Source organism: Rhodococcus yananensis, assembly GCF_020515525.1.
In the GTDB taxonomy this organism is placed as follows: domain Bacteria; phylum Actinomycetota; class Actinomycetes; order Mycobacteriales; family Mycobacteriaceae; genus Rhodococcus; species Rhodococcus yananensis.
Genome location: NZ_JAIYEP010000023.1, coordinates 15,793 through 30,103, shown reverse-complemented (window position 1 = coordinate 30,103; position 14,311 = coordinate 15,793). Strand labels below are relative to the sequence as shown.

Annotated in this window: 12 protein-coding genes; 1 reads left to right on the top strand and 11 read right to left on the bottom strand. The window is 70.0% G+C overall.

What is annotated here, in order from left to right:
• The 9 genes from LDQ05_RS07975 to LDQ05_RS07935 all read right to left on the bottom strand — a co-directional run bounded on the left by LDQ05_RS07975 (position 1) and on the right by LDQ05_RS07935 (position 9,357).
• On the bottom strand, positions 1-333 hold the full coding sequence (locus tag LDQ05_RS07975) for a hypothetical protein (protein WP_226436389.1): 333 nt from the start codon (positions 331-333) through the stop codon (positions 1-3).
• Between the two features lie 155 nt (positions 334-488).
• On the bottom strand, positions 489-1,265 hold the full coding sequence (locus LDQ05_RS07970) for a LytR/AlgR family response regulator transcription factor (RefSeq protein ID WP_226436363.1): 777 nt from the start codon (positions 1,263-1,265) through the stop codon (positions 489-491).
• Between the two features lie 31 nt (positions 1,266-1,296).
• Complete coding sequence (locus LDQ05_RS07965; RefSeq protein WP_226436362.1) at positions 1,297-2,517, bottom strand: sensor histidine kinase; 1,221 nt, start codon at positions 2,515-2,517, stop codon at positions 1,297-1,299.
• Between the two features lie 4 nt (positions 2,518-2,521).
• Complete coding sequence (locus LDQ05_RS07960) at positions 2,522-4,159, bottom strand: Na+/H+ antiporter (RefSeq protein ID WP_226436361.1); 1,638 nt, start codon at positions 4,157-4,159, stop codon at positions 2,522-2,524.
• A gap of 39 nt (positions 4,160-4,198) precedes the next feature.
• On the bottom strand, positions 4,199-4,594 hold the full coding sequence (locus tag LDQ05_RS07955; RefSeq protein ID WP_226436360.1) for a thiol-disulfide oxidoreductase DCC family protein: 396 nt from the start codon (positions 4,592-4,594) through the stop codon (positions 4,199-4,201).
• Positions 4,595-4,619: 25 nt separating this feature from the next.
• Entirely contained in the window at positions 4,620-4,811 is a 192-nt protein-coding gene (locus LDQ05_RS07950; RefSeq protein WP_226436359.1) for an antitoxin, read from the bottom strand.
• Positions 4,812-4,876: 65 nt separating this feature from the next.
• A complete protein-coding gene (locus tag LDQ05_RS07945) occupies positions 4,877-7,366 on the bottom strand; it encodes a cation-translocating P-type ATPase (protein ID WP_226436358.1) in 2,490 nt (829 codons plus the stop codon).
• Positions 7,367-7,418: 52 nt separating this feature from the next.
• Positions 7,419-8,573, bottom strand: coding sequence for an MBL fold metallo-hydrolase (locus tag LDQ05_RS07940; protein WP_226436388.1), 1,155 nt, complete (start codon positions 8,571-8,573; stop codon positions 7,419-7,421).
• A gap of 52 nt (positions 8,574-8,625) precedes the next feature.
• Positions 8,626-9,357, bottom strand: coding sequence for an enoyl-CoA hydratase (locus LDQ05_RS07935; RefSeq protein WP_226436357.1), 732 nt, complete (start codon positions 9,355-9,357; stop codon positions 8,626-8,628).
• Positions 9,358-9,558: 201 nt separating this feature from the next.
• On the opposite strand from LDQ05_RS07935, the gene LDQ05_RS07930 reads away from it, so the two are divergent.
• Positions 9,559-10,575, top strand: coding sequence for an Acg family FMN-binding oxidoreductase (locus LDQ05_RS07930; protein ID WP_226436356.1), 1,017 nt, complete (start codon positions 9,559-9,561; stop codon positions 10,573-10,575).
• A 35-nt stretch (positions 10,576-10,610) separates the two neighbouring features.
• Here the strand turns inward: LDQ05_RS07930 and LDQ05_RS07925 are convergent, their stop codons facing one another.
• The gene (locus tag LDQ05_RS07925) at positions 10,611-12,563 is read right to left on the bottom strand and encodes an ABC transporter ATP-binding protein (RefSeq protein WP_226436355.1); all 1,953 of its coding nucleotides are present in this window, start codon (positions 12,561-12,563) and stop codon (positions 10,611-10,613) included.
• A complete protein-coding gene (locus LDQ05_RS07920) occupies positions 12,560-14,293 on the bottom strand; it encodes an ABC transporter ATP-binding protein (RefSeq protein WP_226436354.1) in 1,734 nt (577 codons plus the stop codon). The genes LDQ05_RS07925 and LDQ05_RS07920 overlap by 4 nt, the downstream gene beginning before the upstream one ends.
• Positions 14,294-14,311 lie beyond the last annotated feature (18 nt).

Sequence of the window (14,311 nt, the reverse complement as noted above, 5' to 3'; positions counted from 1 at the left end):
TCAGGCGTCGGTGATGTCGGTGAAGTCCTGTTCGTTGCGTTCGGCGAGCCGCACGTACAGCCACGCGAACGCGAACAGCAGCAGGTAGGCGCCGGCGCCGAGCCCGATCCACAGCAGCGGCACCCCGAGGATCGTCACGCCCGCGACACCGGGCAGCAGGTGGGAGATCAGTGGGACGGCGCCGAGCAGGCACACAACGGTCAACGCGACCCGCAGTGCCAGTCCGAGTTGGGCCCGGACGAGGCCGCGCACCATCGCGTCGCCGACCGCCGTCTGCTGTTGCACCTCGACGCGGGTTCGGACGATCCGGGCGCCGCGCCGTTCGGCGAGCACGACCCGCTGCCGCGGTGCGGTACTCGGGCGCTGCCGCGGTGCGGCACTCGGGCGCTGCCGCGGTGCGGCACTCGGGCGCTGCCGCGGTGCGGCACTCGGGCGCTGCCGCGGTGCGGCACTCGGATGCTGCCGCGGGTCGTCGTCCTGTGATCCGGTCACCGCGATGTCCAACTCTGCATCGGTCCGCGGATCAGGCGGTCCTTGAGTTCGCGGGTGTGTCGGCGGCTGACGGGCAGTTCGACGGGTGCTTCGTCGCCGACGGGCCGCATGCACACGACGAGACCGGATCCGACGCTGCGGATCCCTGTGACCAGTGGTAATGCCACCAGATACGAGCGGTGTACCCGGAGGAACCCGGCGTCCGCCCAGCGGCTCTCCAGCGACGAGAGGGGGATGCGGACGAGGTGTGACGCGGTGTCGGTGTGGAGTCGGGCGTAGTCTCCGTCGGCTTCGACCCACCGCACCGACGACCGCGGGACGAGCGTGGTGATGCCGCCGAGTTCGACGGGAATCACCTCGTCGCCGGGGGTCGTGTCGGTGCCGGTGGCGGGGGCGCGGCGCTGCGCGATGCGCCGCACCGCCTCGGCGAGGCGTTCCTCCCGGAGCGGTTTGAGGACGTAGTCCACGGCACCGAGGTCGAACGCGGACACCGCGCGGTCGTCGTGTGCGGTCACGAACACCACGTCCGGTGGTGTCGCGAAGTTGCGGAGGATCCCGGCGAGTTCGAGGCCGTCGAGTCCGGGCATGCTGATGTCGAGGAACACGGCGTCGATCCCCCCGCCCTGCAGGAGCCGCAACGCGGTCGTGGCCTCTCCCGCGGTGTGGACGTGCCCGACCTCTGGTCGGGCGCGCAGCAGAAAGGCCAACTCGTCGAGGGCGGGCGGTTCGTCGTCGACGGCGAGGACGGCGAGGGTGTCGGTGATCTCGTTCACAGCGCACCCATCGTGCCACGAGCGTTCCCGGTCACGGCCGGATACCCGCCCGGAACTTCGGGACGCGCATGCCGACCTTCGTGCCGGCGCCCGGCGCGGTGTCGACGACCAGGCCGTAGTCGTTGCCGAACGCGGCGCGCAGCCTGTCGTCGACGTTCGCGAGGCCGACGTGTGCGGATTCCTTCACTGCGGTGCCGTCACCGTCCCGGGTGGAGTCGAGCACCCCGGACCGCAGCAGTTCGGGATCCATGCCGACGCCGTCGTCCTCGACGGTGATGACGCAGTCGGTTCCCTCGTCGGCGGCGACGATGGTGATGGTGCCGGCACGCGTCGACTTGCCGGCGATGCCGTGCCGCACCGCGTTCTCGACGAGCGGCTGCAACGCGAGGAACGGCAGTGCGACGTTGAGGACTTCCGGTGCGATCTGCAGGCGCACCTCGAGGGCGTTGCCGAACCGGGCTCGTTCGAGGGTCAGATAGCGGTCGATGTTGCGCAGTTCGTCGGCGAGCAGCGTGTACTCGCCGGTCGCGCGGAACGAGTAGCGGGTGAAGTCGGCGAATTCGAGGAGCAGTTCGCGTGCCCGGTCGGGGTCGGTGCGGACGAACGACGCGACGGTGTTGAGGGCGTTGTACACGAAGTGCGGGCTGATCTGCGCACGCAGGGCACGCACCTCGGCGCGGTCGAGTCGGGCGCGGGACGCGTCGAGTTCGGCGAGTTCGAGTTGGCTGCACGCGTACCGGGCGACCTCGGTGAGCGCCCCCAGCAACGCCGGTCCCGGGTCGGTGGTGGTGACCACACCGAGCACCCCGGCGACGCCCACGTCGTCGACGACGAGCGGCTGCGCGATCAGGGCGCGGGCGGCGATGTCGGCGGGGCCGCGGTCCAGGGTGCCGTGCCCGACGAGGACGCGGCGTTCACCGTCGATCGCGCGGGCGGCGGCGTCGACGAGTTGCCCGGTGAGTGCCTCGAACGGGCCGTGCCACGCGAGGAGAGCACCGTCCGCGTCGATCAACGCGACCGCCTGTGCCCCGCCGAGCAGTTGCCTCAGGTGCGGTGCGGCCTCGGCGGCCGAGTCGGCGTCGAGGCCGCGGCGCAGTGGCCGCGCCGCGAGCGACGCGGTGTGCAGGGTGCTGTGGACGGCACGTTCGGCGGGGGTGGTCACGACGCGGCGGGTCCGCAACCATACGGCGGCGAATCCTGCCGCGACCACCGTGATCACGAGGAGGAGGACGAGGACGGCGACGGCGGTCACGCGATCACCGCCGTGCGCGCCGGTTGACGCGTTCCTCGACGGCGGCTTCCTCCGTGTCGAGGCTCTCGAGCACCCCGCGGAGGGTTTCGTCGTCGAGGTCCCCGGCGTCACGGGCGGCGATCAGCGCGTCCCGCTGGGCGCGCAGGGTTGCGCGACGGAAGTCGTCGAACAGGATTCCGGCGCGGATGGCGGCGGGATCGAGTTCGCCGGTGTCCTCGGCGCGTTGCGCGTCGAGCCGGGACTGCATGGATCGGTGCACCCGCTCGAGGGTGGTGGCGACGACGGTCCCGTCCACACCGTCGGGTGGGTTCTCCGCGAGGGTGCGCATCGTGTCCTCACCGGCCTTGCGGGAGATCCGGCGGGCGAGCGCGAGTTGTTCTTCGGCGCGGATCCGTTCGTACGGGTCGGACACGTCGAGTCTCCTGATGAGCAGGGGCATCGTCGCGCCCTGGATGAGCAGGGTTCCGACGGCGACGACGAAGGCGAGCGCCTGAATGATCTCACGGCCCGGGAACGGGTCACCGTTCGCGAGGACGAACGGCACACCGCCGGCGGCCGCGAGGGTGACGACACCGCGCATACCGGCCCACGACACGACGATGTGCTCGCGCACGTTCAGATGGTCGTAGCCCGCGCGGCGCCACCCCATGCGCCGCATCACGCCGCGGCGCGCCCAGTGCAGCAGCACCCACACCGGTCGGATCGCCATGACGACGGCCAGCACCACGACCGCGTAGACGGCGGCGTCGCCGAGGTCGATGCCGTGCCCGCGGACCCCGTCGACCACGAACTTCAGTTGCATTCCCATGTAGGCGAAGACGAACATCTCGAGGAGCACGTCGACGCTCTCCCACACCGATCGTTCCTGGATGCGGGTGCCCACCGACACGTCGGTGGCGCGGTGCCCCATGTAGAGCCCGGCGGTGACGACGGCGAGCACTCCGGACGCCCCGATCTCCTCGGCGGCCAGGTATGCGGCGAACGGCAACACCAGGCCCGCCGCCGTCTCGAGGGGCGAGTCGTACATGCGGCCGCGCACCCAGTGCACGATCACCGCGAGCAGCAGACCGACTCCGACTCCACCGGCGACCTCGTACAGGAAGAACACGACGGGCTGGTCGACGAGACCGCGCGAACCGACGACCGCCGAGATCGCCACCGCGAACAGGGTCAGTGCGGTCGCGTCGTTGACGAGGCCCTCACCGGTGAGGATCGCGATGACGCGGCGCGGCAATCCGAGTTTCTGCCCGACCGCGACGGCGCTGACCGCGTCGGTCGGCGCGACCACGGCGCCGAGGACGAGGGCCGCCCCGAGTGTCAGTTCCGGGATCATCGAGTCGGCGACGAACGCCACCACGAACGCGGTGACGAGAACCATGAAGATGCCCAGCCGCAGGATGGGGCCGAGGTGCCGCCGGAACGTGGCGACGGAGAAACGTAGGGACGCCGAGTACAGCAGCGGCGGCAGCACCACACCGAGGATGACGTGCGGGTGCAGTTCCAGGTGCGGCACACCCGGCACGAACGACGCGATCGAACCGATCGTGACGAGAACGAGCGGGGCCTGCAGGTTGCCGCGGTTGGCGAGGCCGGTCACCGCGATGGCCGCGATGACGACGAGGAGGATCAGGGTGCCGTTCACCCGTCGATTGTGTCGTGTCGGCCGCGGATCTCGGCGGGTTCACTCGACGGCGCAGCTACCGCCACCACCGGGGAGCCGGTACCGGTTCGCGGCGACCCACCGGTACGCGGCGTCCTGCAACGCGTGGATTCCCGGGATCCGGTACACGTGCAGCGGAAGCCGGGTGCCGAGTGCACCGGCCAGTGCCGCGTCGATCGCGCCGGCACCGGCGTGTGTGCGGCCGTCGGAATCGACGGCCCAGGCCTGTTCGAGCGCTTCGTCGACGCGGAGCCCGAATCGTGCGGGTGCGCCGGGTTCCTGCAACGCGGTGGCACGCACCCGGCCGCGCCGGTCGAGCCGGCGCAGCAGGTGCACGCACCGCACGCAGAAGCCGCAGTCGCGGTCGTAGAGGATCTCGACCGTGTACGGACTCCGGTTCTCTGCGCGCGAGATCATTCCCCCGAACCCGTGCCTGCCGGGTTCATCCTTCCGAGCCGAGTGCCTTGCGCGCCGCGTCCTGTGCCTTGTCGACGTGCTGGGCGTACTTGCCGCCGGTCTTCTCGTCCGCGACGTCGCCGGCCTTCTCGATCGCATCGTTGACCTTGTCGGGGTTCTGTGCCGCGAATTCCTTGCCCTTGCCGACCAGACCCTTGACGCTGTCCAGCAATCCCATGACGTGGTCCTTTCGTGTGCCCGGTCGGAAACCACCGGTATCGGTCTCCGAACCACCCGGGCTTCTCACCCTGCCACAGGTGGGTGCTCTCCGGGCAGGTCGTCACTCGACGCGAACAGCCTGCGGTGCTCACCGTGCAGGCGCCCCGTGACCCACCACGCGATCTCCACCAGCACCACACCGATCGCACCGCACGTGAACGCGGTGATCGTTGCGCCCTCGTTGGACATGTCCAGCGCGAAGAACTCGCGCGTGAAGGGGAACGCGAACAGGATCACGTAGCCGAGCACGGATCCGGCGAGCAACACCAGCTTCCACCACACGTACGGGCGGGCGACCACCGCCAGCACCCACAACGCGATCATGATCAAGGTGATCAGCGCGGACGTGCCGGCCTGCATCTTCTCCGCGTCGGTCTGGTCCGGTCCCGCATACACCAGCACGTAGCAGACGAACGTGGTGATGCCGATGATCACGCCCGACGGGATCGCCAGGCGCATCACCCGCGGCACGAATCCGCTGCGGGCGCGCTCGTTGTTCGGTGCCAGCGACAACAGGAACGCGGGGATACCGATGGTGAACCACGCCGCGATCGTCACGTGCCGCGGCAGGAACGGATACGGCAGCGGTTCGAAATCGAACGTCTGCGACAGAACGCCGGACACCCCGACGAGGAACGCCAGGAGCACCGAGTACACGGTCTTCGTCAGGAACAGGTTCGAGACACGCTCGATGTTGCCGATGACGCGGCGCCCCTCCCCCACCACGTAAGGCAAGGTCGCGAACCTGTTGTCGAGGAGCACGATCTGCGCGACGGATCGGGTCGCCGGGCTCCCCGACCCCATCGCCACCCCGATGTCGGCGTCCTTGAGCGCCAGCACGTCGTTCACACCGTCGCCGGTCATCGCCACGGTGTGCCCGCGCGACTGCAACGCACCGACCATGGCACGTTTCTGGTCGGGCCGGACCCTGCCGAAGGTCGTCGCGGACGTGACGGTGTCGGCGAGCGCGTCCGGGTCCTCGGGCAGGGTGCGGGCATCGACGGGTGTCTCGCCGCCCGGCAGACCCAACGACGACGCGACCGCGCCGACCGACACGGCGTTGTCGCCGGAGATCACCTTCACCTCGACCTTCTGGTCGGCGAAGTATTCGAGGGTGTCGCGCGCGTCGGGGCGGATCCGTTGTTCGAGCACCACCAGCGACACCGGTGTGACGGTGCCGGGCGCCCGCTCGTCGTCGACGGGGACGTCGCTGCGGGCCAACAGCAACACCCGCAGACCCTGCCCGCCGATCTCCTCGGCGCGGCGCGCCGTCGCCGACTGCGGATCGAGGAGGACGTCGGGTGCGCCGAGCAGCCAGTTGCCGTGCTGCCCGTACGACTGGCCGCTCCACTTCTTCGCCGACGAGAACGGGGCGACGGCCGTCGCCTCACCCCACCCCGGGTCGTCACCGAACGCCTCGGCGATCGCGAGGACGCTCGCGTTGGGTCGCGGATCGTCGGCGGCGAGCGACGCCAACGCCTGCTTCGCGACCTCCTGATCGGTGTCGTCGACGGGAACCAGCTCGTGCAGCCGCATCCCGTTCTCGGTGAGCGTGCCCGTCTTGTCGGCGCACACCACGTCGACCCGGGCCAGCCCCTCGATCGCGGGCAGTTCCTGCACCAGGCACTGACGGCGGCCGAGCCGGATGACACCGACCGCGAACGCGATCGACGTCATCAACACCAGACCTTCGGGCACCATCGGCACGAGCGCCGCGACCATGCCGCTCAGCGCCGGCCCGAGCGCCTCTCCGCTGGAGAACAACTGGTTGTAGATGATGAGCAGCCCGGCGGGGATCATCAGGTAGGTGATGAGCTGGAGGATCTTGTTGATCCCCGACATCAGCTCCGAGTGCACCAACGTGAACTTGCTGGCCTCCTCCGCGAGCCGCGCCGCGTAGGCGTCGCGGCCCACCTTCGTCGCCCGATACGCGCCGGACCCCGAGGCGACGAAACTACCCGACATGACGGCCGCGCCCGGCGGCTTGTCGATGGCATCGGCCTCCCCGGTGAGCAGCGACTCGTCGAGTTCGAGCCCTTCGGCCTCGAGGACCACACCGTCCACGACGAGCTGGTCGCCGGGGCCGAGTTCGATGACGTCGTCGAGCACCACGTCCCGCGGGGCGAGTTCCCCGGCGGCACCGTCCCGCCGCACCACGGGTTTGGCCTGCCCGACGATCGCGAGCTTGTCGAGGGTCCGTTTGGCGCGGATCTCCTGGATGATGCCGATGCCGCTGTTCGCGATGATCAGCAGGCCGAACATGCCGTCGATGATCGATCCGGTGGCGAGCACGATGATCAGGAGCACGCCGAGGATCGCGTTGATCCGCGTGAAGACGTTGCCGCGGACGATGTCCTTCACCGACCGGGACGCGCGGGCCGGGACGTCGTTGGTGTCGCCGCGCGCGACCCGCTCGGCGACCTGTTCGGTGGACAACCCGCGCTGCGCGTACACCGGGTCGTCGGTGCACACGTCGGCCGCGGCGGCGACCGCGGTGGGCTCTTCGAATGCCATGGTGACAAAGGTTATGCCAGCGCGGGCACCGGCGGCGGCGACGCCGCGCAGGTCACTGCAGTTCCGTCCACCACAGGTCGGTCGGCGCGGGCCGCGTGACGTCGATCCGCTGCCCCGGCATCGGCACGGCCGTGGCCACCGCCGCGTCCGCCGCGGCCGGCAGCAGCCGGTCGACGGGTTCGGACCAGGAGTGGAATGCCAGGTTGAAGGTGCCCCAGTGCACGGGAACGAGCAGCGACCCGGGCCGGTCGATCCCACCGAGGTCGAGGTGGGTGCGGACCGCTTCCTCCGGGTTCATGTGGATGTCCGGCCAACGCCGGTCGTACGCGCCGACGGGCAGCAACGTCAGATCGAACGGACCGTACTTCTCGCCGACGTCCGCGAAGCGGCGGGTGTAGCCGCTGTCGCCACCGAAGAACACCGAGTGGGTGGGTCCGCGCAGCACCCACGACGACCACAGGGTGATGTCGCGGAGCAGGCCTCGGCCGGAGAAGTGCCTGGCCTCCGTGCAGGTGAGGGTCAGCGACCCGATCTCGGTGCGTTCGTCCCAGTCGAGTTCGACGATCCGGTCGTGCGGGATCCGCCACCGCCGCAGGTGGGCGCCGACACCGAGGGGCACGACGAACCGCGCGTCGGGCTGGGTCGCCGCGAGCGTCTCGACGGTGAACCGGTCGAGATGGTCGTAGTGGTCGTGGGAGATCACGACGGCGTCGATCGGCGGGAGCATCGCCAACTCCACCGGTGCCGGGTGCAGACGTGACGGCCCGACGGTGCGTGACGGCGACACCCGCTCCCCCCACACCGGATCGGCGAGCACCCGGTGCCCGTCGATCTCGACGAGCACACTCGAATGCCCGAACCACGTGACGGCCAGGCCGGTGGACTCGACCGGCGCGAGGTACGGGGCGAGCGGCACCCGCCCGGCGGGGGTACCCAGCGCCCGGCGGGTGAGCAGATCCCGGACGAATCCGCCGCTCTGCTCGGGCCCGAGCGGGTGGGACGGTTCGGTGTTGTGGAATCGGTCGTCGCGGTAGCGGGGCGATCCCGCGGCGTACGGGCGGATGTCCGCGACGGTCGCACCGATCGACGTGGGTAGGCCACGGGCGGCCCGAGCCAGCCACGCGACACCGGCGCCCGCGGCGACCGAGCCGACGAGACGCCCGAAACCGGGCCTGCTGTTCACGGATTCCGCATCGTCGGCGTGCATCGGCTCCCCGCTCATCGTCCGTTCGTCCGTCCGCTGGTCACCGCGGCGTGTCTCACCGGCCCCGGAACACCGGGTCGCGGCGTTCCGTGCGGGCCTGCCGGGCCTCCTGCGCGTCCTCGCTGAGCCACGCCGCGGCGACGGCCGCGGTCTGTTCGGGTCCCGGCTCGCCGCGGGTGCCGTCGTCGTTGAGGAACAGTTTGTGGGCGCGCAGCGACAGCGGCGCCAGCTTCGCGATCTCCTGCGCCCACGCCTGCGCGTCCGCGAGGTGGCCGATCCGGTTCGCGAGTCCCCGCGCGAAGGCCTCGTCGGCCTCGATGGCGTCGGACGTGAGCATCACGGTGCGGGCGGGGCCACCACCGACCAGCGACGCGAGCCGACGCACCGTCCACCGGTCCACGGAGATCCCCAGTTTCACGGCGGGAACCGCGAAGCGCGCGCCGGGCGCCACGACACGCAGATCGGAGGCCAACGCGAGTTGGGTTCCCGCCCCGATCGCGGGGCCGTTGACCGCGGCGACGATCGGGATCGGTGCGTCGACGAGGGTACGCAGTGTCTCGGCGAGACTGTCGGTGAACCCTTCCGCGTAGACGTCCCCGGTCAGGTCGGCGCCCGCGCAGAACGCCGAACCCCGCCCGGTGATCACGACGACCCGCGCGTCCTCGTCCACGGCCCGTTCCACAGCTTCCCGGATCTCCACGCACAATTGGGTGGTGAGGGCGTTGCGACGCTCCTCCCGCTGCAGTTCCACGGTCACGACGTCCCCGTCGCGGCTGATCCCGATCATGCGTTGTCCCGTCCTTTCGTCACCGACCTGACGCATCATCCCATCCGTGCGCCGCGCGCGTTGCGCCCCGACCGGCCACCGCGTTCCCGCCCGGGCACTGGACCGGACGCCGCACAGGGCGAACAATGGAGGGAGCCGGCGGGGGGATGACCGGTGGGCGGAACCGGATGCCTCGGCAACGCACCGAACACGGGAGTGATCATGAGCGTGCGCGTACCCGATACCGATGTGGTGCGGATGGCCGTGGCGCTCGCGTGCCGCGCACCCTCGGTGCACAACAGCCAGCCGTGGCGGTGGACGTACGGAACGACGGCACTGGATCTGTGCAGCGACACGTCCCGGGCGGTGCGATCGGCGGATCCGTCGGGGCGCCAACTCGTCATCAGCTGCGGGGCGGCCCTGCACCATCTGCGCGTCGCATTCACCGCCCTGAAATGGTCGACGGACGTGCTGACCCTGCCCGAGGGCGGCCGTTCGGAGCGGCTCGCGACGGTCCGGTTCGGACACGACGCCCGCCCCGCCTCGCACGATTTCGATCTGGTGTCGGCGATCCGGCGACGCAGCTCCGACCGGCGCCCGTTCGCGCCGGTGGATGATCCGGTGGTGGAACGGATCGTGGCCGCCACCGCGGCGGTGTCCCCGGCAACGGTGACGGCGCTCGACGTCCCGGCCCGGTCGGTGTTGGCCGAGGCCACCGAGCAGAGCGCAGCCCAGCGTCGTTACGACTCCGCCTACCACGAAGAGTTGAGTTGGTGGACAGGGCATTCCACCGGCGCCACCGGGGTTCCGGCCGAGGCGCTCGCCACCGCCGAGCAGCGCGACCGCGTCGACGTCGGACGACGTTTCCCCGCCGGCACGCGCGGCGGCGCGGGCGCGCATCCCCCGACCACCGACCGGTCCACGGTCGTGCTGATCTCGACCTCCGACGACGACACCGCGTCGTGGCTCGCCGCCGGGGAGGCGTTGTCGGCCCTGCTGCTCGAAGCCACCGTTCACCGGTTCGCGACGTGCCCGCTCACCCACGTGACGGAGGTGGCACGCAGCCGGTCCACGGTCGCGGGCCTCGTCCCGGACGGCGGCTACCCGCAGGCGCTGGTGCGGATCGGTGCGACACCCGACGAGGGCCGCCCGAAGCCCACCCCGCGACTGCCCACGGACGCCGTGCTGACGGTGGCGCAAGTGATCTCCCGCGACCCGAATCGCTTCCCGCGACGGTAACAACATCCGTGGGAAGCGATTCGGGCCGCGGGAAGCTATTCCGAGACCACCGACACCGGGTCGGGGTCGTCCGGTGTCTCCGCCGGCCCGGTGAACTGGCTGACGTACAGGTCGTAGTAGGCGCCGCGCGCGGCGAGCAGGTCGTCGTGGTCGCCCTGTTCGACGATGCGCCCGCCGTCCATGACGACGATGACGTCGGCGTCGCGGATCGTCGAGAGCCGGTGGGCGATGACGAAGCTCGTCCGGTCGGTGCGCAGCGTCGCCATGGCCTGTTGGATGAGCAGTTCGGTGCGCGTGTCGACGGAGCTGGTCGCCTCGTCGAGGATGAGCACCACCGGTTTCGCGAGGAAGGCCCGCGCGATCGTGATGAGCTGCCGCTCACCGGCGCTGACTCCCCCGCCCTCGTCGTCGATGCGGGTGTCGTAACCGTCGGGCAGTGAGCGCACGAAGTGGTCGACGTGGCTCAGTTCGGCGGCTTCCATCACCTCGTCGCGGGTGGCGGTGGGGTCGCCGTAGGCGATGTTCTCGTAGATGGTGCCTCCGAACAACCACGAGTCCTGCAACACCATGCCGGTGCGTTCGCGCAGGTCGTCGCGGGTCATGGCGGTGGAGTCCACGCCGTCGACGCGGATCGTTCCGGTGTCGACGTCGTAGAACCGCATGATGAGGTTGACGAGGGTGGTCTTGCCGGCACCGGTGGGCCCGACGATGGCCACCATGTGCCCGGGTTCGGCGACGAGCGACAGGTTCTCGATGAGCGGCTCGGCGTCGACGTACCGGAAGGAGACGTCGTCGAATTCGATGCGTCCGCAATTCGTCGTCGGCGTGCGCGGTTCGGCGGGGTCGGGCGTCTGTTCGTCGGCGTCGAGGATGTCGAAGATGCGTTCGGCGGAGGCCACCCCACTCTGCAGCAGGTTGAACATGGAGCCGATCTGAGCGAGAGGCTGGGTGAACTGCCGCGAGTACTGGATGAACGCCTGCACGGAGCCGAGGCTGAGCGAACCGGACGCGACCTGAAGCCCGCCGACGACGGCGACCGCGACGAAATTGAGGTTGCCGAGGAACATGATGGCGGGTTGCACGAGTCCGGAGATGAACTGGGCGCGCCAGCTCGAGTCGTAGAGCTTGTCGTTGCGGATGTCGAATTCGGCCTCGACCTCGTGCCGGCGCCCGAACGCCTGCAGGAGTTCGTGTCCGGTGAACGCTTCCTCGACCTGGGCGTTGAGTTTCCCGGTCGACGACCACTGCGCCGCGAAATGCGGTTTCGAGCGGCGCGCGATGAGCACGGTCGCGGCGAGCGCCGCGGGGATCGTCACGAGCGCGATGAGCGTGAGCAGCGGTGAGATCGACAGCATCATCACGAGGATCGCGAGGACGGTGAGCACCGAGTTCAACGCCTGGGAGACGGTCTGCTGCAGGCTCTGCGACAGGTTGTCGAGGTCGTTGGTGACGCGGCTGAGCAGATCGCCGCGGGGGATGGTGTCGTAGTAGCGCAACGGGAGCCGGTGCACCTTCGCCTCCACCTCGGAGCGCAACCGCCGGATGGTGCCGACCACGACGATGTTGAGCAGGTACGCGCCGATCCACGACAGCAACGCCGACCCGATGTACAGGGCGAGGACGATCGACAACACCTTGCCGACCGCGGCGAAATCGATGCCGACCCCGGGGGTGACGTCCATCGACGCGACCATGTCGGCGAACGTGTCCTGGCCGCGTGCGCGGAGGTCGGCGACGGCCTCGTCCTTGGTGGTGCCGGCGGGAAGCGTTCTCCCGATGACACCGTCGAAGATCAGGTCGGTGGCGTGCCCGAGGATCCGCGGGGAGATCGCGGTGAGGATCACGGACGCGACGGTCGCGACCAGAATCATCGCCATGAATCCGCGATAGGACACGAGCAGCCTCAGCAGGCGTCGCACCGACGGCCCGAACGAGCGGGCCTTCTGCCCGGGCGCACCCATCGGCTGCCTGCCGCCCGGCCCCGTCATGCGGATTCCGACGCGGCGAGCTGGGAGCGGACGATCTCGGTGTACGTCTCGCACGTTCCGAGCAGATCGGTGTGCCGGCCGAGTCCGACCACCCGGCCCCGGTCGAGCACCACGATCTGGTCGGCGTCCATGATCGTGGAGACGCGCTGGGCGACGATGAGCACGGCGGCGTCGACGGTCGCGGGGCGCAGCGCCGAGCGCAGTCGCGCGTCGGTGGCGAGATCGAGCGCCGAGAAGGCGTCGTCGAACAGGTAGACGGCGGGTCTGCGGACGAGTGCGCGGGCGATCGCGAGCCGCTGCCGCTGGCCGCCGGAGACGGTGGTGCCGCCCTGCGCGATCGGAGTGTCCAGGCCCAGCGGCATCGCGCGGACGAACTCCTCGGCCTGCGCGACGCGCAGCGCCGCCCAGATCTCGTCGTCGCCGGCATCGGGCCTGCCGTAGCGGATGTTGGAGGCGACGGTGCCCGAGAACAGGTAGGCCCGTTGCGGCACCAGCCCGATCGCCGAACGCAACGTGTCGGGGTCGAGGTGGCGGACGTCGGTGCCGCCGACGAGCACGGCGCCGGCGGTGACGTCGATCAGGCGCGGCACCAGCCCGATCAGGGTGGTCTTGCCGGATCCGGTGGATCCGACGATCGCGGTGGTGGTGCCCGGCGCGACACGGAACGTGAGGTCGTGCACGACGGGACTGTCGGCACCGGGATACCGGAACTCGGCTCCGCGGAAGTCGACGGTCGCGGGATCGTCGGCGAACCCGACGGGGTTCTCGGGTCGGAGCACCGAGGTCTCGGTGGCGAGGACGTCACCGATGCGTTCGGCGCACACGGATGCGCGCGGGGCCATCATCGCGAGGAAGGAGGCCATCATCACCGACATCATGATCTGCATGACGTAGGAGATCATCGCGGTGAGCGCGCCGATCTCCACGCTGCCGTCGGAGATCCGGTGTCCGCCGATCCAGATGATCCCGACGATCGTGACGTTGGTGATGAGCATGACCACCGGGAACATCAGGGCCATCATGCGACCCACCCGCAGGCTCGCGTCGGCGAGTTCGTCGTTGGCGACGGCGAAGCGGGCGGTCTCGTGGCGTTCCCGCACGAATGCGCGCACCACCCGGATGCCGGTGATCTGTTCCCGCAGGATCCGGTTCACGCTGTCGAGTCGGGCCTGCATCACCCGGAATCCGGGGATCATCACGCGGATGATCGCTGCCATCACGACGCCGAGCACCGGCACGGACACCACCAGGATCCATGCGAGACCGGACGCGACGTGGATGCCCATGGCGATGCCGCCGATGCACATGATCGGCGCGGTCACGAGGATGAACGAACTCATCACCAGCAGCAGCTGAACCTGCTGGACGTCGTTGGTGGTGCGGGTGATCAGCGAAGGTGCCCCGAACCTGCCGACCTCCCGCGCGGAGAACGTGTTCACCCGGTGCAGCAGGTCGTGTCGGATGTCGCGGCCGACACCGAGTGCGCCGCGCGCCCCGAAGTACTGTCCGCACACCATGCACAGCACCTGCACGAGGGCCACCGCAAACATCACGCCACCGACGCGCAGGATGTAGTCGGTGTCGCCGCGGGCGACCCCGTTGTCGATGATGTCGGCGTTGAGCGTCGGCAGGTACAGCATCGCGGCGGTCGCCACGAACTGCAGCAGCACCACCGCGACGACGTTCACGCGGTAGCGCGGCAGGTACGCGACGATCAGGCGGGTCAGCACGGTGCGATCACCTCCACC